The organism is Paenibacillus gyeongsangnamensis, from assembly GCF_027533625.1.
In the GTDB taxonomy this organism is placed as follows: Bacteria; Bacillota; Bacilli; order Paenibacillales; family NBRC-103111; genus Paenibacillus_G; species Paenibacillus_G gyeongsangnamensis.
Genome location: NZ_JAQAGZ010000014.1, coordinates 178,251 through 201,094 on the forward strand (window position 1 = coordinate 178,251; position 22,844 = coordinate 201,094).

Consider the following 22,844-nt stretch of genomic DNA (forward strand, 5'->3'; position numbering starts at 1 on the left):
TGTTGCTAGGAAATATGGCACATCGTCGGCCTTTTATATAAGCTTTGTAAGGAAGCAAATGTGCCCATTCCTTCTTCAGGGTATTGTACGAAGTTAAATTTCGGAAAGTTGGTATCGAACCCACCTCTTCCAAACTCCACTATAAATGCTCGTGCGAAAACGCCGCGGGTAAGAGTACAGAATATTGGTAAGCGTAAAATCTTCCCCACCTTCAGCCGTCCAAACAATCATGAGAAAATGAAGGCAAATAAGTCTAGGAGGTTGCCACATGAGCACAAAAGAACATCACCGAAACGAATGGGAGCGTAAATTATTTTGTGTAAATGGGATTTGCCAACAAAGTTTCTCAGGAAGGCTTTATATGGAGGGGCGGGCATGATAGGCTAAGATGCCTTGGCGATACGAGTTTACGAGCTATCGCCCGATCGCAAGGAATCATGCCCGCAGAGGCTCCATGTCAAGCCTGGCTCAGGGGTTGAGCGTTATGCAGACAGTTCTGCTTTCAACCGGTCTCCAAAATGGATGGCAAGCTGTGATATACATTCTTTCCAACTTCGAAGCGGCATAGTCCATTTTTTGGATGCATCGACGGTAGCAAGATAGATAATCTTCCGTAGAGCATCGTCGGATGGATAAGCCGTTTTTTTTTTTGGGACCTTACGGAGCTGGCGATGGTAGCCTTCGATGATATTGGTCGTATAGATCATTCTGCGTATTTCCGCAGGGTAACTAAAATAAGCGGTTAGCTCTATCCAGTTATTCTCCCAGGAACGCATGATGATGGGATACTTCTTACCCCACTTTTCTTTGAAAGCAGCAAAACCAGCTTCAGCTTCCTCAAGAGTGAGAGCTTGGTAGACTTTCTTCAAATCAGCCAAGACGGCTCGTTCTTCTTTAAACGGTACATATTTCATTGAGCCACGAATCTGATGAATGACACATAATTGAATCTGCGTTCGAGGAAATGCTGCGTTAATCGCTTCGGAAAAGCCAGCTAAACCGTCCTTACAAGTGAATATTTCGATGTAGCACAGCCATCAGGTTAATGAGTCAGAGCCACTGTATCAATAAAATAGAGCCATTATGTTATTATACAGAGCCAGGCGGGGATTAAGCTAACTGGCAGGATAATGGAATTATATTGAAGAAATTAGAGGAGGATCAATTTTCAAGCGGTAATATAGGAGGGTGTCAAGTTGCAATATTTTATTGGTATCGTTCCACCTGACGATTACAAAGAACAAATCGCCTCATTTCGTAATCAATGGGCTAGCAATCGCCTTAGGGATGTTGTAGAGCCACACATTACTGTAAAAGCTCAAAGTGGACTTACAGAAGATATGAGATGGCTTGAAAATGTAAGAATAACATGTTCATCGTTTCAAAGCTTCCAATTAACATTGTCTGAGCCAGCAACGTTCGGAACAGCAGTAACATTTCTTAGTGTTGAATCGAAAGAAATATATGATTTGCACAAGCGCTTAATGGATACGGTATCGCCATCGCCTGAACTTATCAAACGTTATCTAGAATTGGATCGTTACCATCCTCATTTGACTTTGGGTCAGACATATTGGGGCATGTTCGAAACTGAGATTGAAGAAATGAAAATCGCAGCAAGAGACGCTTTGGCTCCTTTTCCGACCTTTGACGTGCTGTATGTGCGGGTATATAAAGAAGTTGAACCTAACAGGTACGTACCATTTGAAGACATCCAACTTACAAGATAACAAAAGGCGAAGTGATTCAGCTAACGGATACGTTTGCGCAATAAAGTACGTCATGAAGAGGCTGCCGCAATGGATCGGCAGCCTCTTGTGCTAATGGGCAGATTCCGTAAATGCATGTTTCCTAAATACCTGGGCAAACGTGGCGATGAATAGGCCAAGAAAACATCAACGCTTCGTGGCTTTGACGGAGAATAACAGCGGCAAATGGTCGTTCTCTTTCATTCGCCATCTTCCTTGATCGTCCTGAACCATGAGACCCGGAAACATATTGTATACTGTGAACGGAAATTCATGCAAAAACTCTAATGTCAGTCCTGCCCCGACGAGTGCGCTTATGATTTCACCAAGCGTATGTTGCCATTGATAGGTGACGGGATGTTCCAGCTTATCTTCATCACCGGTATACGTTGTAGTGGATTCATAGCTCCGAACCTCGTTATCGAAATAGGGATAACTGATTTTCAGATGGTTGTCCACTGCTTCATAGATAAAGGTAACAGGATGAAGCTCGGCCATATAAAATATCCCTCCCAGCTTTAAGGATGAGCTGATCAACTCCGCCCATCGGGTCAAATCAGGAAGCCAGCAAAGAACGCCATAGGACGTATATACGATGTCGAACTGCTCGCCTTGAAGTGCTTCCTTGGCGTCATAAATGTCCGAGCATAGGAAACGGGCGTCATGTCCCAGTTTTTCGTTCAACGATTGGGCCAAAGCAATCGCTTCCTCGGAGAAATCCACTCCCGTCACATGAGCGCCTAATCTCGCCCAAGACAGTGAATCTTTCCCGAAATGGCACTGCAAATGAAGCATCGTGCGACCGGCTACATCGCCGAGCTCAGCCTCTTCCAGCCCTGACTGAGAATTCTCCCCTGCCATAAAAGCATCGATATTATAAAATTTTGACTTGGCGTGAACAGCAGTTCGATCGTTCCAGTTCAATCGGTTCATGTCGCGGTAATTCGTCACGGTTACGCCTTCTTTCCAAAATGATATTCGCCAACTGCGAACCACAGACATTTCAACTTAATGTGGCAAAAGGAACAGCCTGCTTTACGAAAATAATATTACTTCTACTTCCAACAATTAAAGTGACTTTATGATTTTATTTGTTTTTTCCTGTATCGAGAAAATGGTAACTCTGTTGAGCTCCCTCAGAGAATAAGGATTTTCTCACGAATGCTCGCTCATTCGCAGGATTTCACATGCATGTTTTAATAGGAGTTTAGATGATTAGATAGTGTGGGCTTTGTGGTTCCGTTTGAGGGCATGCGGGAATAGAAGGTGTCGATCCATTGACAACATCTTCCATGCAAAAACAATGCTGCACGTCTCTCTCCACAAGGTCCTTGGGATTCACTCTCCCAAATCTCGACGGGTCTAAGCCCTCACATTCCTTCGTCCTATCTATCCAAGGTGTGGAGTCCGATCAACGTTAACGGAACGGGTCTAAGCCCTAAAGCGCAATAATCTCGGTACTCCGTGCTTTCTTTGTGAAATCCTGAGAATGAGCCAATCTACGTGCGTGTCTTGGTTGCGGTTTTAGTTTTAAGCTGCTAACGGTATCTGAGCCTTATCTGCAGAGAATTTTTGTCCTTCTTTCGCCATAGCTACGAGCATCCGAGCCAGTTTCCCAATCAACTTTATCATTGACTGCATTTTCGTCATACGTTTCACTTCAATATTGTGTGCATGCAGGGCTTGGAAAGCACGATTATGAGATAAAAGGCTAAACACAGTGAAGTACAAATGCTTACGTAGTAACGAGTTGCCTCGTTTCGTGAGCTTAATTTGCCCCTTGTATTTACCAGAACTACGTTCTGCCAAGTTCAATCCTGCCTTTCGTAATAATTGATTTCCGTGAGACAGCTGACGTAAGTCCCCGCCAAATGCTAATATGGCAGCCGTTGCAGGGACGGAAACACCGACAGATCGAACGAGATCTGAACAGGGGATTTCGGGCAATACCTTTTCAATCATCTTGTCCGCTTCATCAATGATTTGGCAGATTCTTTCATATTCTTCGATTAGGTGCTTCAGTTCCCATTTGTCTTCTTCAAGGGCAGTAGAGTCTCCAACGCTATGTCTAGCGAGTGCTTGAAGCTCCATCGCCTTGTTCCTGCCTCGCACACCGCCAGGTCTAGCCATGTACTCTCCCCAGATGTGCACCATTTGCTCCGGAGTTAACTGCAATACGTCAGATGGGGTTGGAAAACGACGCAAAGTGGCTAATGAACGAAGGCTAAAAATATCTTCGAATGCTTGTCTGTATTCTGGAAAACGGATATCCAGCCAACGGTGGATTCTGTTCTTGATCCGTCCGGATTTAACAACCCAATGCTCTCTGTTTGTAACGATAACCCGTATGCGGCGGAACGCTTCTTCCTTTGGAGAGAAGGGTGTGTAGAATCCGCGACTCACTGCATCGGCAATGACCAATGCGTCCTTTGGGTCATTCTTCGAGGGAGAGTTATCTCTGTTTTCCTTATTGCGTTTGGTGGTCATTGGATTGACAAGGACAACAGAAATACCTTGCTTCACCAACCAATTGGCGATATTGAACCAGTAGTGACCGGTGCTCTCCATTCCCACAATGACGTCATTCATGCTATGCATTTTCTGTAATTTACTAATGCTGCTTTTTAAATGCTCAAAGCCGGCATGGTCATTTGAAAACATGATTGGGCGATTTGTGAGGACAATACCTCGAAAATTAATGGCTTGAGCAGCATGCTTCTCCTTGGCAATGTCGATGCCTATGACAAGAGTAGAAGTGGAGATACGTTCTACACGTTGATTTTGAGCTTTAATTAGTCTAGACTTCATAATAACGCCTCCTAAGGTGAGTTCTGAGGACTGCAACCTAGTACATACTCATCCTAGCGAGGCGTCCGTTTTTCTGCAAATTGAATCTACTAACACCTACAGGAATGTTAACGGAGACGATAGCGCCATGACGACAGGCTGCCAACATCATCGGCAGCCTGTTTAACGGGCAGAATTGTGCAGTTAAATCGGATTCCGCAGGAAAGTTGAGGAGTAACCTAGAATACAACTAACAATATATATTGAGGAGTTGTTCTATTTTTGAAAAAATTGATTATTGGATTGATCTTGATTGGAATACTGATTTATTCTTTAATCAATGACCGTTTAAATAGCCCTATATATTCGAAACACGAGTATGACATAATTGCTGCCGAAGTAAAGGCGGAAAAAATAATGAAGACTGATGAATCAGTTAGAGCTATCGCATCAAGTTTTGATGGAAAAGATCTGATTAAATTTAGAATTGTTGTTAAGAAAAAAATTGATAATTCAGAAGCCAAACGACTTATAGGTAAACTCATGAACGAAATTGCAATTTATGCTAACGCCAGAAATTCGGTTGCGTTTTGGACTAAATTCAATATAAATTTTGATATTATTGACGAAAATGACGGTCAAGTTCTTTATCAAGGATTAAATAATAAAAAAGATGGTGGAGTATATTGGATATTTTAATAATGCTTTTTTTATTGAGCTAAAGGGGGAGCTTGCTTTTGTAGCAGCTCCTCTTTTTCATTGAAATAACGGGAGTTTAGTAGTGCAAAAATAAATTCCATTTAATGGAATAATGTTCTATAATAACAATGGTCTTTGTTAAGATGTCCAGCATCTCAAAATATACTTACTGGAGGTAACGCATGGGAATCGAATGGTACGATATGATAGCTAGAAGAAATGGTGGTTATAAAGGCAGAGCTGTATTTACAGTTGAGGGAAAATCCGCTGAAGAGGTTTTTGAAGAACGCTTAATTAATATGTTACCTAACTTTAAATCGGTTATGGATGCAGGATGTGGTCACGGGGAATTTACGCTAAGGATGTCTAAATATGCCAGTCAAATAACAGGATTTGATAATTCTGTGGAACTAATCAATATTGCTCAGACATTATTAAGTTCTAGCAACGTCCATAATGTAAATTTTGTCTATGCTACAACAAAGATACAAATGCCTTTTGATGACGAAGAATTTGACTTGATTTATGACCGCAGAGGACCAACTTCTATTATTAATCACAGTAGATTATTAACTTCTGGTGGGGTTATTTTTGGAATTCATACTAGTATAGATTCTGTAAGAGATCGTTTATTAAAAAACGGATTTAAAGATATAGAAATTGAGGAGTTCAACGAAGCAATTTCTTATTTCCCCAATGAGATGGAGTTTGCTAAATTCTTATCAGACATACCTGGTAATCCCGATTACACTTTACCAGAATTAAAAAATGAACTTGAAGAAAAGATTAGAGAAAATGTTATTGAAGGTAAACTTGGAGTAAGAGAACACAAATACATATGGAAAGCAATTAAACCCTAAGAATTTGATCGATACGACATTACGCTAACGAGGAACGGAACGCTAATGAATTGATTTCAATTGGAGCAGGCGCCGCGGCAACCTGCGCCTGATCGTAGAAGTAACTGGCAGTTTAGCGTGGTTGTAGCCACGGCAAAGATATTCCTATACTACCAAATAATTGGGTTATTTTGTATTATGGTTGTAAAAAGACGGAGGGTGATATGTTTTGAGATTCAATTCAATAATACCGGAGCTTTCTATTAGGAATTTACTGATCTCCAAAAAATTCTATTTGGAAATTTTGGAATTCACTTTGGAATATGAGCGCATTGAAAATAGCTTTATGTTTCTCTCGTATGGAAAGGCGCAAATTATGCTTCAACAGATAAATGGATATTGGGAAACGGGGAAAATGGAACACCCATTTGGCAGAGGGGTAAACTTTCAGATCGGTTGTAGTGACGTTGAAACACTGGTCAAAAAACTACTTTCAAATGGCTACGGACTTTTTCAAGATATAGAGGAAGTAAGCTATAAAGAGAACGAGATTGAACACAGAGTAAAAGAATTTTTAGTGCAGGATCCCGATGGCTATTTGTTACGTTTTTCTCAGTCTATTTGTTAACGAGGTGGTGAATCAGCTATACGTATGCGATTTGTCAGTTTAATTCGTGTAACAACCAGCCAAAATATTTATTGCCGAATATATAAGTTAATAAGGTAAGGTCATTGCGGGTAACTTTAATAAGAACATAGAAAAATATTTTAGATTAGCACAAAATGCTGAAAATAAGGGAAAATCAAGATTTGAAAAATAGATATTAGGGGTTCGAAATTATGTAATTACCATCATCTGCATATGGTATAATTTAACAAATATCAATAGAGGGTGGTAATTACCTATGATAAAGAAAACATATTCAATAATAATTTTCTTAATTATTATTCTTACTGGATGTAAATCAACAAATCATTTTCAATCCGAAGATGTAGACAAAATCACAATTGACTTAATTGAAAAGTCGGAGCAGCCAAGTGGAATGGTATACTCTTTTAAACTCATGAATAAATCAAATTATTTAATCGTTCAGAATGATTTGTATTTAAGCTATCCGATTACCTCAAACCATGGAATGCAGCGCCAAGGCAACAAATTAAAAGTTGAGGCAACGGGGAACAAAATTAATATCAAGCCTGGCGACGAACTGATGTTGACATTTTTTGTTCCTAAAGAAGACTATGAAGGTAACCAGAACTTAGATCCTACTCATCCTGATCTAGAATTTAAGGGATACTTAGGAACTCTGACAGAAACTAACCATTTTGAAAAATCCGGAGGATTGGAATTTTTCGTTAAGTCAACAAATAATGCGGATTTCTCGGTTGGAAAAAAATAATTTAATAGCTGATCGTGGTTGAAAAAATCTATTCCTCGCAGAGACATTACTTGGGTAGTACTACTATATTTGGAGGAGGGCGCTGAAGCTCCTCATTTGTTTATTGAAGTATCGGGCAGGATACGGAAACAAGCTAAAGAGGTGAAATATGATTCGGGGAGTAATTATCGAAGGGTTGTCTACCGCAGGAAAATCATCAGTATTTTCTGCAATAAAGAGATTACATAGTCAAACACATAATCGTGAAAAAACGATAATTGCAATAAGTGAACACTATTCGCAAGTTTTGCATTCATACCAAGGCGTCTTAAGATCGATGGATAAGGATGAACATATTCAGCTTTTAAATCGTCATGTTGATTATCTTGAGCAACAATACAATTGGATTGATTCGCTTGGTCATACGAAACCATCAATCGGTGTATTTTATCTTTTAGAGAGGTTCCATGTAAATCATCGAGCGGCATTTATAAATTCTGCGGAAATTGAGATGCTGGAAAAACGTCTAACAAGGTTGAATGCACATTGTGTACTCTTAACCTTGTCCCAAGATGCTATTGAGCCCAGATTTATTGAAAGTCGTGGCGAAGCTTGGAAATCATATGTGATGGAAAACCACCTCACGGTAACGGAGGCATGTCAGAAGTTCTTAGAGGATCAGGAAAAACTTCGCAAGTGTGCGAAACAATCGCTAATTCCCACTCTAGAGATAAACACAGACGAAGCAGACTGGGATTCTTATGCAAAACAAATACTCATGGGATTAAACTAACGGATGACGATAGCGTGGCGATGGAACCGATCCATCGCTAGTTTTCGTTTATTTGACTTCGCTCAACAAACGGGCAGTTTTGAAACATATACAGGCTTTCTTGCGTATCATCTTCATACGAGGAGTGTATACCATGTCCGTTGGAATTGCATTTTTTCTTCTTATTATTGGTTTGATGAATTTGATTTTTCCTTATGCTTCTTGGTTCCTGTACATTGGGTGGAAGATCCGGAATGCAGAGCCGAGTGATGCTTATCTACTTTTTTCAAGGATTGTCGGGGGGATTGTTTCTGCGGTTGCAATTATCGTAATTGTAGTAGCGTTCGTACAAACAGGACAACAACAAGCACATGCGATGGACGGTTGGAATATGTTTCAAAAGGAAATGACTGTCAATAACATTTCTTCGATTGAAGAGGAAAACAATAGCAAGGTGAAAGCAACACCGAAACAGATTCAAGAATTTGTTCATGACATTCAAGGTTTATCTGCGACTCAATACGGCACTAAAAATGGAGGTGGCGGTCGTACAGGCGGTGCTTTTTATGCACAAAATTCGTTTCTCATTACATGTGCTGACGGTTATCATGTGGTGCTTATAAACGAGGATAACAACGGTAATTTTGGTATTGCGGGTCCCGCCTGGCTTGCACCAGATTATGAATTTACCAGCGATACTTTAAACGAATGGGTACGACAGGTAACACCACAGTGAACACTTTGAACCATTCTAGCTAGTCAGTTTATTAACGGGAACGATAGTTGAATCTCAAACACCAAAAGGCTGCCGCGAAAAACGACCGTTGCGCTCCCTCAGATTAAATCAACACCCAAATCATGGTATAATTGTTTTTATTAGTGGATGAAGGGGTGATATCATTTGATGATTTCTTGGACGTCTTTGCTTATTCAACTGGCATCATTTATCTTCTGGATATTCATAATATTTGTCGGCATTACGCTAGTTAAAAACTCAAATCGGAGTAAGAATGTGCTAGAAAGCATCGAAAAGGAACTAAAGACAATAAACGAGCAGATAAAGAAGGATACTAACACCTTTAACTAACGGAAAATAAGAGCTGAATACATTTACACCTTGGAGCTGCCGCAGGAACAAAACCGGCAACTCCATTAAGCTATTTGGCAGTAATGCGTAATAAAACTGCTTAAGAAATTAGAAATGTACATAAGTACCGGGACCAACCAAAGCTACACCAAACGCGACCGCAATGAGAATAAAATTATACTCAAACCCTCCTTCTGTTTGCTTATATGCCTAAATATATAACGATGACTTCTCTTCAAGCCCAAAAAAAGAAGCTTCTTAATGAGACTTCAATTACTTTTTAAACTGAGTTTTAAAGGAAGGATGTTTTGCGAAGAGGTAGTTACTTTAAAAGAGCATCCAGTGAATATTCTCCTGCACCCGTAAGAGCAACAGCGATTGCTACAACTAATATGGCAAGACAGTATTCATATCCATTTTTTGTAATCCAGTACCCATTTGGTCCATGAACTTTTAAAATCCCTACAACCATAGTTCCAGCAATCACAACGCCTGCAAGTGGTGTCAATAACCCTAATGCAAACATAGCCCCACCTATCAATTCCGATAGTCCAGCGAGTAACGCCATTGTTATACCTGGTCTTATTCCCAATTTCTCAAAATATGCCCCAATTACTTTTAAATCACCCCCAAATAACTTTTTAGCTCCATGAGCCATGAATGACAATCCAATTACTAAACGTATTAACAATAAACCCAAACCTACCACATTATTGACCTCCTTATTCAAGGATAAAATGATAATGAACCCCACCAATGAGTTGCCACAACAACTAAATATACATATTAAACTAAAATGTATAGAATATCAATGCTTCTTTAGTCAAATTGTTAAAAGGGGATAATTGGTTACGGGTACGTTAGTTCTATATACAACATCACGAGGCTGCCACGGGATTTGATCGGCAGCCTTTAGGCTATTGGGCAGTTATCTTTAACTAATAGTTTAAACTGTAAAAATTTTAAACGATGCACCAGTAACGATTTTTTTGTAACAAGTGTAACCTCACTCTCTTCTTAAATATGATATTGAAAAGGGGGGAGATTTTGCATCGGGCAAGATCGCCGGTCTCGCCGAAAACACAAAGACGGTCTCTTCCAAAAGGTTCACTTCCAAGGCGGTAACTTTCAGATAAATAAAACCGAATTCAATCATTTCATCTGAAAATAAAAAAAACGAACCAATTTCTGTAATTATAGTATAATCATTAGAGGATAATATGCTCGGTAGTTGAGCGGTTTATCCTCTATCTTTATACATAGTTATTTGAATATGCAGGACTTTAAGGGGGACCAACCTTTGAGAACATGTTATTTCCTGATGATCACGGTATTGCTGTGTGCTCTTATCACAATCCCCAGCCGTACATTTGCGGGGTCTGATTTACGCTTGCCCGATGATCAAGGACTAGAATTAAACTGGACATTTACCGAAACGCCGCCGAAGCGCCCGCAGCCGAAAATATTGAACCCAGAGAACTACGAAGTCAAATGGAAAATCGACAATTCAACTATGACTAGCCTCGTGCAGGATCCAAAGGGAGTCCTATATACATCTTCCAAGGGTATGGTATATGCAATCTATCCGAACGGAAAAGAAAAATGGAAGATCCCATTGGATATGGGATTTAACCACTCTTCCGTCATTAATATCGTCCTTGGACAGGATGGGACAGTGTATGCGTATAGTTCTGACCTGTTATCAAAAGCGGGGCAGATAACAACCATTTATGCCTTGTCACCTGAAGGAACAATCCAGTGGAAACTCCAGACGCAAGAGAATGTGTATAGCGAGTTACGTGACCAGTTTGCCGGGGATGCGCAGGGCAATTTGGTTTACTTTACGCGCGAAGGTTTAACCTCGCGCAATGCCAAAGGAGAAGTGAATTGGGTCAATACGTCGATCACTTCTTCGGCACCTCGAGATTATTCAAAAAACTCACATAAAGTGAGTGTGTACATGGATACAAAAGGTAACGTATACGTAGACTCAGCACAAGGAGAAGTCATCTCTGTGGATTCGTCCGGAGCTCAAAGATGGCGAACGACACCCTTAGCCTTTGTGAATAAGTTTGATGGGTTTAAGCCGTACATCTCGAATCAAGAGATTCTTTACTTTTTAAACAAAGAGGGGGTCCATGCTTTACAAGAGCGTGACGGGAGCGTTGTGGATCCCCATCACCTGGACCTCACTGATCTTCAGTCCTCCGGGTTACCGACGGACGGCAAAGACGGATATTATATCATTAATAAAGGGCGATTACAAAAAATCACGCGAGAGGGTACGCTGATCTGGCAGTACGAACCTAGAGATACGGAGAAAAAAGAGATCGTGTTTGCGGAAGAACCTCTAGCGGATCAAGACGGAAACGTTTATTTTACTACGGGAGTGGGTAATATTATCGCTCTGAATCCTGAGGGGCAAGAGATCTTTGTATTTCTTCGAAATGCGTTTTGGTCAAAGCTGGTTGACCTGACACTTGGGAAGAACGGAGATATTTACTCCACGAACAACGATATCGGGCTGGTGTCCTTTGGCAAGAAACAGATCGAGGTGTATATGAATAACCTGAGCGTACCCCTAAGCGCGGCGCCGATGAACCTCGAGGGAACGGTAGTAGTACCATTCCGGTCTCTTTTCGAAAACATGGGTCTCAAGGTGGAGTGGGACCCTGCTTTAAAAACCATCAGCGGTTCGAAAGAGGGTTTAACCTTAAAACTCACCATCGGAGATCCAATTGCTTACGTCAACGGAGTAGAACAGCCATTGTCCGTATCCCCGATTATAGATGGTGGAACGACTTATATCCCACTGCGTTTCGTTGGAGAAGCATTAGGTCGGAATGTAAGCTGGGACGAGACAAGTTCATCAATTAATATCGATTAGTCAATTCTTTGCCAAAATAGAGCGTATCCATTGAATTTGCAAACAAACTTGAAAGAATTATTTTTTTGCCCGTCATGCTTCGCTAAAAACATTATTTTGATCTCATTCAAAAGTTAACGTTCAACTAACGGGCACGATAGCGTAATAAAACAGCGAAAGTCTAAGACTTTATTTTTAGGGGTCCTAGTCCGCCGCTGTTTCTTTTTTGAGTCAGTCTAACACTTATTTTCAGGGTGTTGACGATTTTTCGGTTCATAAAGCCCGTAAATTCAAGGAGTCCAGTCTAACACTTTATTTTTATCGAACAGCAGAAAGAGACCCACATCAACGGGATGTGGGTCTTAATTTATATATTAAAAAGGGGGTCGAGTTTTATTATAGGCTCGGTTCATTAAAGCCAGATGAAAATCAGATTTCATGTTGATTACAAATGTCTGCGTAGCAGAGCTCGAGTAGACATCTTCACCAAAGCCGGTGTTTTGTGAAATAGTCTGGAAATTGTGTGTTATCTTCTTCCTTCTGGCATATCTATCATATATTTTTCGTAAAGTAACTCAGACTCAACTTTCAATTTAATTAGCTTCCTCGCTATAGTTCATGGCTAATGTCTGCTTCATAGAAATGTAGTCAATACTGCTCAGTAAGACGATTACTAGGGGCGGGATGACTCATGTGGACTTCAATGAGCAGCAATGACAATATGATTTCGGATATGTTCAAAGTGGCGCTACAGCTGGAAGAACCGTGGAAACTGACGCATATCGAATTTGACGATCAAGGGAAACGCAGGGGATTACATCCCCTGCACCCCGTCACTCGCCGTGTGGCGAGCCCAGCATTTCATGCTGGACATGAACAAAAGTGTGAACGACTAAAGTGGCAGCCTGTAAAGGAAAGCACTTGACAGGCTTTAGTTTGGTACGCAAAAAATAGCTGACTACGTGCTAAGAGTTGCAGGTTTCGTTCATATCAGTGAACCGCAAAGATATACACTGATCGAGTTTTCATGTTTTCCATGCGCTTCAACTTATTACATCAAGCCATTTTTTTGCATGCAACCTGACCGTGAACGATAAGGAACCCCAGAGCCTTAAAACGGCAAGGGGGTTGAATTATTATGAAAAGAAAGCTATTTAGTATCATACGCTTTTAGGACGTCCTCAATCAGTCTTGTTATGGTTGATATTTCTCTAAGATCGCGGTCTTTTAGCATAAATGTTAAAAGATCAATCTGCCGATCCTTTTTTAGTTGTTCATTAGACTGCATCCCATTGTAAGAGTTAAACAACTCACCGGGGTGAATTTCTAAAGCTTCTACAATCCGCTCAAGTGTATCTAAAGATATGTTTTTCTCTCCCCGCTCTATATCACTGATATATGATTGGGGCTGTTGCACTTTCTCGGATAGTTGAGCTTGAGTAAGACCCCTTTTTTTTCGAAAAATCCTTATTCTTGAACCTACGTGATCTGATAATTTAGACAAGAGCCCACCACCTCTTTATCAGAGTAAGTAAGTGCGGACTTGGTTTAAATACACCTATAACAGATAAAACCATTTGAAAATATATGTTCTAACATATAAAATTAAGATAAATCTTAGTATTTCAAAGGGGCATACAACATGAATTCACTACCAAATCAAATTGTTATTGAAAATGTTCTACAATGTAAAATGCGAGGCAAAGTAGCATACCAAAGCCATTTTCCTTCTTCTGTAGGACTACAACTCATTTACGTCAAACCTTATGACTTGCCGTCAGGTAAAGGATATCAGCGCCCCGTAGACTCAAAAAGGTGCGAGGATTTCGCTGGTTATTTATCTAAAGGTGAAGACGCTCTATTTACTCCGATCTTGTTAAATGCTGCATCTAATTGGGAGTTTGTATGTTATGATCGGCACCGTCCATCTTATGGGCGCCTATTATGCAAGGGAAAGGCTTCGCTTATGGATGGTCAGCATCGAATGGGGGGAATAGAGAAATATACAAGGGAAACAAACTCTGATTTAAATGTTCCCTTTCTTGCCTTTCATTCGTTGGATGAAGATGAGGAAGTTAAACTATTTGATACCATAAACACAAAGGCGAAAGGAATCGGCCCCTCACTTAGTAAGTTTTTACGTCGTGATTCTGATGACATTAGTTGGGTTGCTACGGAGCTTATGGTGCGTAAGGATAGTCCTTTTTATAATATTGGTAGTATTATTGGCAAACGAAGTAAGGGACGCCATGTGACGCTTCAGAATGTCTATAGGACGCTTCATCTCCTCACCGCAGACTACCGTATATCCAGTTTATCAAAGGAAGAGAAACTAACAGTCGCATTGACTTACTTTGATACGATTCGCCAAACGTTCAGTTCTGAATGGTCGGATTACAAAGGATCTAGATTAACTCATATTGTCTGTTTGGATGCTCTTTCTATGGCTGGTAACCATGTTCTTTTAAAATGTATGATTGAGAGAAAGAAGCATATTGATCTGACCGCGATTCAGAAGCACGTAAAACGCCTGTCACTGGATTGGTCGGCACAAGGACCACTTAAGTATTTAAAGGGCATGAGCGGGTCTAGGACGCTTGCTACAGACTTAAAAGAACAAATGCTTCCCGCATAGTGGGAAGCGTTTGTTCTATTGCAGACAAGGCTTTTAGATACGAAAATTTCCAAGTTCTGCGATATGCTGAAAACGTTTTGAAATGTAAACAAAACCGCGCTTCAAGATTCGGGGGATCTAACTGAAAGTCTATGCATTGTACCTACGAAAAGAGCCATCTTTTTCTCAGACGATCATCGTAAGGAAATAGCAAATTATATACAACTGAAAAGATCTATAGGGAAGTGTGGCTAACGCATAGTCAAGAATAATTAAGGGGGACTAATTATGGGAAGGATGACAAGCCGGCGAACAATGTATAAACATTATGCACAAGGGGTCATTGCTGAACTGAAGCAAATGGGTTATTTTAACGGTAGAGCAAAGGAAGTTTTTCTTCGTCATTACAAAGACATGAAACGAACCTTCGGGCTCGAACCAAATGTAGGGGAATTCGCCAAATTAGTTGATGAGTTTGAACGAGCAATGAATAGAGAAAATAATCCAAATGACCCAAATCAAATTTTTGTCGGGCACCTTCGTGATAGGACAAAAAAGACGAAATAGACCGAACTGTTTCTGCTATCCCCAAATATCCAAAAGTTGATGGTTTCGTTTGACCAAGAGTTGACGGATATGTTGACCGCTCGCTATAAATCAGTCAAGGCCGCGAAGCGTTTATTTAGCCTTGGACTGATGACGTATATCCAGCAATCCTTTGCTGGGCTGCCACGCGGCGAGCGATGGGGCGCAGGGGATACTCCCCTGCGTGTCCCCTTAAGGGGACGGAAAGGGTGGAAATGGGAGTATTGCCTCACGACAAATCGACCGTCATGACCAAACTGAGTAGTCAAACGGCCATGATAGCTGCTCAGTAGCTTCTTTTCACGCCCAAATCACTAAAATGCGGTCATTATAGCTCGTCAAAAAATTCCCTCTCATGGCTCAAGTTCAGCATCGGACATCATTACCGTCTACTTTTGGACTATAGAACTTGTAACTTGTTTGTGGAAAGATATCAGCCGACGGAGGTTGAATTATTTAAAGAGGCCATTTCTATCTGGGAATCATTGTGACTGGTTTGAGGAATTATCAAAATGGAAATAGACTACCGTGATCCCTGTATATAGAGGGAGGGAAGTGACTTATATGATGAACAAGATCCAAATATCAGAACATTTGATGTTTGCTCCGTATCAATACACTTGGATAGAAGAAGACGGAACAAAACATGAATGGTCCTTAATTTCAATACAACTAAATAGAACAATGATTAGATTGACCGATTATCATAAGTATGTTGGTGCGGTTAATGGGTCTAAATACGCTTATTATATTGATAACGATTCTGTCAGAAGAGTATGCAATTTTCTTACATATGCTCTTTTTAAACATTATGGAAGATATAAAACAAAAAGGATTACAGATATACCGTTTCAATCTGCTGTGGACTATTTGAATGAATATTCTAAGACGAAAAATTCCATGGGGGATTACCCAAGTAGACAATCTGTTGAAAAAGAGAGATATGCTATTTGTCATTTCATGAATAATCTAAAAGAAAAAAGATCTGATTATGATGAGCATTATTATGTTAAGAAGGTTTTAGTAGAATCTACTAGTGCAAATAAATTGGTAGGTAAAAAGAGAAGCAGAGTTGTTTGGGAATATGAGATACCGGCAACATATTTAGGGAATTCGAGTAAAGGTTTATTAAGGGATATTCCACAGAAAGCGATACCTATCCTTCTAAGAGCAGTAAAACGAGAAGAGCCAGAGTTGGTATTAGCCGTTTTGCTTCAGCTTTGTGCAGGCATTAGAGAAGGTGAAATAGTAAATATTCGTAGAGCGAATAGTATTTACCCTAATGGAATCCGCTATGTAAAAGAAAATGGAAAATTTACAAGTTTTGAAGTTGATTTAACTAAGGAATATGTATTAAGAAGTGACGGAAAGAAAACTGGTAAAATTAAAATTAAACGAAAACAAACTGTCTATCCGATTTTCCTTGAAGTAATACAAGAAGCATATGAAGAGCACTTAAAAATGATAAATGAAAAATACTTAGAGCCGGAAGCCCCATTGTTTGTTAATAGTAGCATAAATGCGAAAACCGGAAAAAGAATGGCTATTTCTAAACAATCATACTGTAAAAAGATTGTTAATATTATGCGAGAAATTGTTCTTCCTGAACTACTTAGATCCGACGATATTGAACTAAAAGTGTTTGGTATGATGCTTAATGAGAGCAATTGGGGGTTACACGCATTTAGGCATTGGTTTACAGTACAGCTCGTATTAAATGGTGAAGATATAAACGGAATTGCTTTCTGGCGTGGTGATTCTTCTCTTGAAACGGCATTTGCATATTTACAAAATAAAGGGGAAATAATGCGTCTTTACGAAAAGGCAAGTGAAGAGGTTGGAAATGATATTATAAATGCTATTAATAAGGAAAACTTCTATGGATTATAAAATGATTGATGAAACTGAATGTATTTCAATAAATATGTCATCGGCACATTTTGGTATTTCCGCAGAAACATTAAAGCGTAATATGAAGGCAATGGGAATTAGTATTATCAAGTATCAGAATGTGGCTTATATGTCTAAAGTGGATTTTGAAGAAGCCGACAGATTAGATAAATCAATGATTGGCTTAAAGGATGTTATGGCAGAATGTATCAGCGAAAATGAAGACATAACGATCGATTTTACAAGTAGAGAGAGTCAAGCGAAATATAGTGATCTTCATTCGTTTTTTACAGGGTTGAATTATTTCGGGATTAAAGTAAGACACAGACTAATTTCAAAACCATATAATCCAATAGTATTTTATATAAATAAGGACGATAAAGAACAATTCAAAAGCAACATAGTTTTAAAATTAAAAATGTATAATAAAACAAAAGATGAGAAATTAAGAATTCTTCTAGAAGATGATTTCTTTAGTAGTAATCAAAAAACTAAGACAGCGTTGATCAAACTTGCGAAAAATAGCCCGCCCGATATGGAGAATGGCATTAATGAACTAGCAAATTTTTTAAGATTAACCTGTAAAAAAGAAATAAGTCAATTTAACGATGATGAAATCACTACATATATGGAGTTTGCAGTAGATAATATTACAAAGAATGCCAACATACTATTCTCAAATCTTATATTTAATATAAGCCAAGCGGAATCATGCTCATTCTCTATTATTAACCAGTTCGACGGACATGTAGGTGCAATTAAAAGAGATAACAGTGCTTATGATGAATCTGTTTATTTAAAATTAGCGTATATGGTTTTTAACGAAGAATATTGGAAAGAAAAAGATATGTTGATTAATGCAGCAGATAGTAAACCTGTAGCAACAACGTGGTTATATCATGCAATGCATTATGTTTGCGCTTGGCGTTCAGCAGATATTGTAAATAACATTCCTCATATAACTCTAAGCGTTGAGCCGGAAGAAATAATTAGAATGGTCAAAGATCATGATTATAGTGAAACAAATTGGATTCCATATGTTAATGAATTAGTAGTAAGAGTTGGGTTTGAAAATCAAAAACCACGAAAAACAAAAAGGTTTCAGAACTCACCAAATTTAAAGATGTATATTCCTGAAAGTTTAAAATCAACAATTGGTATGCTTCTAGCATTATGCGAAGCACATTCGATATTAGAAGGAAAGGGAAATCCCATATGCCGGCACCCTAATAATGTCAAGTACGCTGTTGAATTGTTTGGGATAGAATATAATAGTTTATTTGCCGGAAGATTAATATCAAACAGAAAAGCGAATAAGGCATACATGGAAAGAATCATGGAAAGCGGTGACAAAAATAATAACAATGGTTATTTACTGGCATCGTATTCCAGAAGCCATAAGGGAGGCTTAGGCTCATTACCGGAAGTAACATCTAAATATCTCAAAGCAAAGATGGACGGGTATTCTGTTGACGATATTACGAGAATTCTTTTTGAACGAGGTGTTTGTAGTTTTGTCCCTTATTTATTGTGCAGTGCTTTGTATGATAGTGAATTTGAAAAAAAACATATAGATAAACAAACAGAAACCATAAAAGAGCTTGGGATGATACCACATGAAATAGAGTTGCTTCTGCAAACAGACGAAAAAGTCGAATTAAAAGCGAAACAGACAATATCGGAAATAATTATGTACATAAGTGATGAAAATGCAACAGAGATTGTGGGAAATGCATTGATGGAAATTGCTGATGGTAGATGCGTAGGGAAGAATGAAGATGTATATTGCATTAGAAAGGCATTTGGAGAAGAGTGTAACATGCCTAATAGGGAACATTGCATAGGTTGTGGTTCGGAAATGTATTTAAAAACATTCCTGAGCGATCTTCATAATGAAATAAAAGTGGATAGAATGAAATTTGAAAATGCGAAAACAAAAGCTGAAAGATTAAAATGGAAGGCGATTTTGGAAAACAAGTTGTATCCTGCTGCCTATGAAGTTTTAACGTCAATGAAGTATATCTATAAACAGGATATAACAGAATATCAAAGACTTTTCTTGGGAGAGGATTAACGGCGATGTTAGCATTAATCACTCAAAATAAAAATATTAACCGGCATAAAGTGGTTTCAACAATAGGCACTGAAGAAAAGAATATTGCTTTGGAAAAATTTAAAATCTATCAAAATGATGGTGTTATACAAACTGAATTTAACGATGATGCATGGCTGTTATCTGATGAAAAGGATTCGGTTACTTTAGATTTTACTTTTGATGAAGTGTATGTAAAAAAGTATATGAATCATTATTCTGTAACGGAATTTAAAGAAGTATTAAAATGCTATATTTGTTTTTGTATAGGGCAGTACGTTATAGGCACTTTGCAAGAATTGGTGTATAACATTAAAGAGTTGTTATACAATACGGAATGCTTAACGAAAATCCCTACAAAGCGCTATTTATTATTTAAAACAGGAATTCAAGATTTTATTGAATTAATGCCTTTTACCTCAGAAGATATTATCCTTGAGGAAGAACGATATAAATATAATTATGTAAAAAGAAGAGATTTAGCAGAATATCAGAGTTATTTTTTATTTGGAAGAATACTGGAGGAGTATTGGAAGAGCAATGCGACTATCGATGAAAAAATATTCTTTTACCCGATTTATTTATGGTGGAATATCACCATGATACTTCCGGTGCGAGTCACTGAGTTTACCTTAATACCAAAAGAATGTGTAGAGGGCAGAAATGGGGTCCAGTATCTTAAAATAAGAAGATCAAAAATGAAAGGTAACGCAAGTAGAAATAGAAATATTACTTATAAGATAGATGAAGATTATAAGATTTATGAGTATGCTGTTTCGAATGAAATAGCAGCAATGATTTCCGATTACAAGAAACTGGTAAAGGGTTATAAAGAATCAAACATAGATTCATTGTTTGTTAATGGAGTATATGTAAATGCAAATAACCAGCTTAAAGATCATGGTTTCTTTCATACAAAACATTTTTCTAGGTTATTAGATGTTTTCTATTGTGATGTTATCGAGAAATACTATAACTATAGAGTAATTCCAAAAGATAAATTAAAAGAGACAAATATTGTTGGCGAGGCATATAAATTGAAAGTTAATGAAATAGTGAAGATTTCATTAGGTGATTCTAGACATATAGCTATGCAGAATATGCTTCTTAACGGAGCCAATATTCTTATGGCAAAAGAAATTACAGGTCACGAAAATGTAGATATGATATTTCACTATTCAGGTAACATGAAAAACCTCATAAAATGTAAGGCGTACAGCTTATTTGAGTTGTCAAAAAGAAAAGAAATTATTGTTGAATCAGTAGCAGGTATCGGCAAGGATTTTATAATACGTGGAGGCGAATTAACAAACTTCGTTGAAGTTGATCAAGGGAAATGCTTTTCACCATTATTTCTTCGAGGAAATATGAAAGATTGCTATGCGGTTGCGGGCGATTGCGAGATATGCAAGTATTACCAAGGTAATAAGAACCGAAAAGAATTTATTAAAAAACAGGAACTAAAAGTGGAAGAAAGATTAAAAAGACTTAAAAGGTGGATATCTTCTGAAAAAGAATTTAGAAATACGGATGAATATGTGATTTTGAAAAGTCAATTAAAGGCGAGTGTTGAAAATCTAATAAATGCGTATGTTGAAGAACTGGGGGGAGGGAACATGCATGACAAATAAAATGGGAAGACCTAAAGCTTATGCGACAGAAGAAATAAAGAACATAATTGATTCTTATTTGGCTTATACGGGAGGAACAGTTTTCTTAAACGCTTCTAAAATTGCTAAATACGCGAATGATGAATTGGAATTACCCAATTTCAAGTACTACGTTATTAATAGGGATCCAGAAGCAAAAGAATATTTAGAGGGTCTGAATACGAGAATAACAGGCCTTTCTGATAAGAAAATACTAAATACAAAATCTGTATTTACCCAAATTGATATAAACAGTTATCTTTCTATGAAAAAGGATGATTTGAAGGTTGCGTTAAATAACCTTAATGTTTTGTTGGAAGATATGTCAAATGCAAATACAGAGCTTATTAAAGAAAATTTAAAATTAAAAACTAGGGTTCAAGAAAAAGATACAGAAATAAGAAGAATGAATAAAGAGATTACACAAAAATATACTGAATATCAAAAAAGCATGGATGCTTCTAAAGAAATGCTGGATGAACAAAAACAAAAGATACAGGAATTAACCACAAAAGTGAAACAGCAAGACGATCTGACACATATGTTATGGGATAGGGAAGCAGAAAATATATTAAAGAAAAATGGTGTTTTTGAAAATGATGGAGTTGAATTAAGTGAGGATAGAGTGATTTCAGATGTCGATGCTGACATCATAGAGGTAGTAAAAGATACCTTCCCTAATATTGAAGATGATAAAATAAGTTATGAGTTAATAAACAGAATCAAAAATATATAGGAGTTAAACATGAGTTCAAAGAAATATATTGTAGATGATTACCCGAATATATCCAGAGAGTATATTAAAGAGAAGAATGCAGTTCTCGTGGAAGAAATATATGTCGGTTATCCGATTCCTGTTTGGTGGAAATGCGAAAAAGGCCATGAATGGCAAGCTTTAGTTAAAAATAGGACAGTTCGTGATCATGGTTGTATCTATTGTACTGGCCAGGTACCGATAGTTGGAGAGAACGATTTTGCAACCACAGACCCTCTTTTGGCAAAAGAATGGCATCCTACGAAAAATGGGCATTTTACACCACAGATGACTATGCGCGGGTCTTCTAAAAAAGTATGGTGGGAATGTAACAAGGGTCATGAATGGGGAGCCGTAATATACTCAAGGGCTAGCGGAAGTGGATGCCCGTACTGTTCTGGTAGATTATCGATTAGGGGCGAAAACGACTTTGAAACTTTACATAAGGACCTAGCTTCTGAATGGCATCCTATAAAGAATGGAAAATTAAAACCTTATGAATTTAAAGAGAAGAGTAACAAAAAAGTTTGGTGGCAATGTAAAGAAGGACATGAATGGAATGACAGTATATGTGAAAGGGTAAGTGATAAAAAACAGTGTCCATTCTGTAATAACACTGCTGTCATTCCTGATAAGAATAGTTTTAAAGCATTAGAACCGGAAGCGGCAAGTTATTGGGATTATGAGGAGAATGGTGATTTAGAGCCGGAAAACTTTTTTCCACACAGCAATAAAGAGGTTAATTGGATTTGCGGGAAGCACAAATGGGAAGAAACTATTGATGCAATGACAAAAAGAAAAGCATGCCCTTATTGTTCTAGGGTAAGAATATCAAAAGAGGATTCAGTATTCAATAAGTATCCAAAACTTTTAATCGAATATGATCATGATAAAAATGTTGGGATAAATATAAATTCAATTTCAGAAGGTTCCAGTAAAAAGATCTGGTGGAAATGCAAAAAAGGACATAGTTGGCTTGCTCCAACGGAACGAAGGGTAAAAGGTTCAAAGTGTCCATATTGCTCCGGAAAAAAGTCGATTTATTCTATATGATAATCTTGGAGTATTTCGGCGGTAGAGAAC

General features: G+C 38.3%; 20 protein-coding genes and 2 pseudogenes. 16 read left to right on the plus strand and 6 right to left on the minus strand.

The window, feature by feature from the left end; all coding sequences use genetic code 11:
* Positions 1-482: 482 nt before the first annotated feature.
* A pseudogene (locus O9H85_RS21560) lies at positions 483-1,019 on the minus strand (IS256 family transposase); the annotation flags it as partial.
* Positions 1,020-1,196: 177 nt separating this feature from the next.
* Between O9H85_RS21560 and O9H85_RS21565 the strand changes: the two are divergent.
* Positions 1,197-1,730, plus strand: a complete 534-nt coding sequence (locus O9H85_RS21565) for a 2'-5' RNA ligase family protein (RefSeq protein WP_269883487.1) — start codon at positions 1,197-1,199, stop codon at positions 1,728-1,730.
* Positions 1,731-1,895: 165 nt separating this feature from the next.
* On the opposite strand, the gene O9H85_RS21570 is transcribed toward O9H85_RS21565, so the two are convergent.
* Both O9H85_RS21570 and O9H85_RS21575 read right to left on the minus strand, forming a co-directional pair.
* Positions 1,896-2,699: a class I SAM-dependent methyltransferase gene (locus O9H85_RS21570; RefSeq protein WP_269883488.1), complete on the minus strand. Its 804-nt coding sequence runs from the start codon at positions 2,697-2,699 to the stop codon at positions 1,896-1,898.
* 579 nt (positions 2,700-3,278) lie between these two features.
* Entirely contained in the window at positions 3,279-4,556 is a 1,278-nt protein-coding gene (locus tag O9H85_RS21575; RefSeq protein WP_269883489.1) for an IS110 family RNA-guided transposase, read from the minus strand.
* 261 nt (positions 4,557-4,817) lie between these two features.
* On the opposite strand from O9H85_RS21575, the gene O9H85_RS21580 reads away from it, so the two are divergent.
* The 6 genes from O9H85_RS21580 to O9H85_RS21605 all read left to right on the plus strand — a co-directional run bounded on the left by O9H85_RS21580 (position 4,818) and on the right by O9H85_RS21605 (position 8,960).
* Positions 4,818-5,234: a hypothetical protein gene (locus tag O9H85_RS21580; protein ID WP_269883490.1), complete on the plus strand. Its 417-nt coding sequence runs from the start codon at positions 4,818-4,820 to the stop codon at positions 5,232-5,234.
* Between the two features lie 182 nt (positions 5,235-5,416).
* Positions 5,417-6,094, plus strand: a complete 678-nt coding sequence (locus O9H85_RS21585; protein WP_269883491.1) for a class I SAM-dependent methyltransferase — start codon at positions 5,417-5,419, stop codon at positions 6,092-6,094.
* A gap of 208 nt (positions 6,095-6,302) precedes the next feature.
* The gene (locus O9H85_RS21590) at positions 6,303-6,701 is read left to right on the plus strand and encodes a bleomycin resistance protein (RefSeq protein ID WP_269883492.1); all 399 of its coding nucleotides are present in this window, start codon (positions 6,303-6,305) and stop codon (positions 6,699-6,701) included.
* 277 nt (positions 6,702-6,978) lie between these two features.
* Positions 6,979-7,473: a hypothetical protein gene (locus O9H85_RS21595; protein ID WP_269883493.1), complete on the plus strand. Its 495-nt coding sequence runs from the start codon at positions 6,979-6,981 to the stop codon at positions 7,471-7,473.
* A gap of 148 nt (positions 7,474-7,621) precedes the next feature.
* Positions 7,622-8,245 (plus strand): hypothetical protein, encoded by a 624-nt coding sequence (locus O9H85_RS21600; RefSeq protein ID WP_269883494.1) that lies wholly within the window; start codon positions 7,622-7,624, stop codon positions 8,243-8,245.
* A gap of 133 nt (positions 8,246-8,378) precedes the next feature.
* Complete coding sequence (locus O9H85_RS21605; protein ID WP_269883495.1) at positions 8,379-8,960, plus strand: DUF6199 family natural product biosynthesis protein; 582 nt, start codon at positions 8,379-8,381, stop codon at positions 8,958-8,960.
* 459 nt (positions 8,961-9,419) lie between these two features.
* Here O9H85_RS21605 and O9H85_RS21610 read toward each other — a convergent pair.
* Positions 9,420-9,518, minus strand: a pseudogene (locus O9H85_RS21610) (oxidoreductase); the annotation flags it as partial.
* Positions 9,519-9,633: 115 nt separating this feature from the next.
* Positions 9,634-10,020 (minus strand): DoxX family protein, encoded by a 387-nt coding sequence (locus tag O9H85_RS21615; RefSeq protein ID WP_269883496.1) that lies wholly within the window; start codon positions 10,018-10,020, stop codon positions 9,634-9,636.
* 591 nt (positions 10,021-10,611) lie between these two features.
* On the opposite strand from O9H85_RS21615, the gene O9H85_RS21620 reads away from it, so the two are divergent.
* Together O9H85_RS21620 and O9H85_RS21625 are read left to right on the plus strand one after the other, a co-directional pair.
* Entirely contained in the window at positions 10,612-12,198 is a 1,587-nt protein-coding gene (locus tag O9H85_RS21620) for a stalk domain-containing protein (protein WP_269883497.1), read from the plus strand.
* A 670-nt stretch (positions 12,199-12,868) separates the two neighbouring features.
* Complete coding sequence (locus tag O9H85_RS21625) at positions 12,869-13,102, plus strand: hypothetical protein (RefSeq protein WP_269883498.1); 234 nt, start codon at positions 12,869-12,871, stop codon at positions 13,100-13,102.
* A gap of 225 nt (positions 13,103-13,327) precedes the next feature.
* On the opposite strand, the gene O9H85_RS21630 is transcribed toward O9H85_RS21625, so the two are convergent.
* Positions 13,328-13,681, minus strand: a complete 354-nt coding sequence (locus O9H85_RS21630) for a helix-turn-helix domain-containing protein (RefSeq protein WP_269883499.1) — start codon at positions 13,679-13,681, stop codon at positions 13,328-13,330.
* A gap of 138 nt (positions 13,682-13,819) precedes the next feature.
* Here O9H85_RS21630 and O9H85_RS21635 point away from each other — a divergent pair, with 138 nt between their 5' ends.
* The 7 genes from O9H85_RS21635 to O9H85_RS21665 all read left to right on the plus strand — a co-directional run bounded on the left by O9H85_RS21635 (position 13,820) and on the right by O9H85_RS21665 (position 22,814).
* Entirely contained in the window at positions 13,820-14,812 is a 993-nt protein-coding gene (locus tag O9H85_RS21635) for a DGQHR domain-containing protein (protein WP_269883500.1), read from the plus strand.
* 267 nt (positions 14,813-15,079) lie between these two features.
* The gene (locus tag O9H85_RS21640) at positions 15,080-15,358 is read left to right on the plus strand and encodes a hypothetical protein (protein ID WP_269883501.1); all 279 of its coding nucleotides are present in this window, start codon (positions 15,080-15,082) and stop codon (positions 15,356-15,358) included.
* A gap of 582 nt (positions 15,359-15,940) precedes the next feature.
* Positions 15,941-17,266 (plus strand): site-specific integrase, encoded by a 1,326-nt coding sequence (locus tag O9H85_RS21645; protein ID WP_269883502.1) that lies wholly within the window; start codon positions 15,941-15,943, stop codon positions 17,264-17,266.
* Positions 17,256-19,340, plus strand: a complete 2,085-nt coding sequence (locus tag O9H85_RS21650) for a hypothetical protein (RefSeq protein ID WP_269883503.1) — start codon at positions 17,256-17,258, stop codon at positions 19,338-19,340. The genes O9H85_RS21645 and O9H85_RS21650 overlap by 11 nt, the downstream gene beginning before the upstream one ends.
* A 5-nt stretch (positions 19,341-19,345) precedes the next feature.
* Positions 19,346-20,989, plus strand: a complete 1,644-nt coding sequence (locus O9H85_RS21655) for a hypothetical protein (protein WP_269883504.1) — start codon at positions 19,346-19,348, stop codon at positions 20,987-20,989.
* A complete protein-coding gene (locus tag O9H85_RS21660; RefSeq protein ID WP_269883505.1) occupies positions 20,979-21,743 on the plus strand; it encodes an OmpH family outer membrane protein in 765 nt (254 codons plus the stop codon). Before O9H85_RS21655 ends, O9H85_RS21660 begins: the two co-directional genes overlap by 11 nt.
* 9 nt (positions 21,744-21,752) lie before the next feature.
* Positions 21,753-22,814 (plus strand): zinc-ribbon domain-containing protein, encoded by a 1,062-nt coding sequence (locus tag O9H85_RS21665; RefSeq protein ID WP_269883506.1) that lies wholly within the window; start codon positions 21,753-21,755, stop codon positions 22,812-22,814.
* Positions 22,815-22,844 lie beyond the last annotated feature (30 nt).

Excerpts from the sequence above, each read along its gene's own strand:
- O9H85_RS21575 (WP_269883489.1), bottom strand. The coding sequence starts at position 4,556 with ATGAAGTCTAGACTAATTAAAGCTCAAAATCAACGTGTAGAACGTATC.
- O9H85_RS21585 (WP_269883491.1), top strand. The coding sequence starts at position 5,417 with ATGGGAATCGAATGGTACGATATGATAGCTAGAAGAAATGGTGGTTAT.
- O9H85_RS21595 (WP_269883493.1), top strand. The coding sequence starts at position 6,979 with ATGATAAAGAAAACATATTCAATAATAATTTTCTTAATTATTATTCTT.
- O9H85_RS21600 (WP_269883494.1), top strand. The coding sequence starts at position 7,622 with ATGATTCGGGGAGTAATTATCGAAGGGTTGTCTACCGCAGGAAAATCA.
- O9H85_RS21605 (WP_269883495.1), top strand. The coding sequence starts at position 8,379 with ATGTCCGTTGGAATTGCATTTTTTCTTCTTATTATTGGTTTGATGAAT.
- O9H85_RS21625 (WP_269883498.1), top strand. The coding sequence starts at position 12,869 with ATGTGGACTTCAATGAGCAGCAATGACAATATGATTTCGGATATGTTC.
- O9H85_RS21635 (WP_269883500.1), top strand. The coding sequence starts at position 13,820 with ATGAATTCACTACCAAATCAAATTGTTATTGAAAATGTTCTACAATGT.
- O9H85_RS21640 (WP_269883501.1), top strand. The coding sequence starts at position 15,080 with ATGGGAAGGATGACAAGCCGGCGAACAATGTATAAACATTATGCACAA.
- O9H85_RS21645 (WP_269883502.1), top strand. The coding sequence starts at position 15,941 with ATGATGAACAAGATCCAAATATCAGAACATTTGATGTTTGCTCCGTAT.
- O9H85_RS21650 (WP_269883503.1), top strand. The coding sequence starts at position 17,256 with ATGGATTATAAAATGATTGATGAAACTGAATGTATTTCAATAAATATG.
- O9H85_RS21655 (WP_269883504.1), top strand. The coding sequence starts at position 19,346 with ATGTTAGCATTAATCACTCAAAATAAAAATATTAACCGGCATAAAGTG.
- O9H85_RS21660 (WP_269883505.1), top strand. The coding sequence starts at position 20,979 with ATGACAAATAAAATGGGAAGACCTAAAGCTTATGCGACAGAAGAAATA.
- O9H85_RS21665 (WP_269883506.1), top strand. The coding sequence starts at position 21,753 with ATGAGTTCAAAGAAATATATTGTAGATGATTACCCGAATATATCCAGA.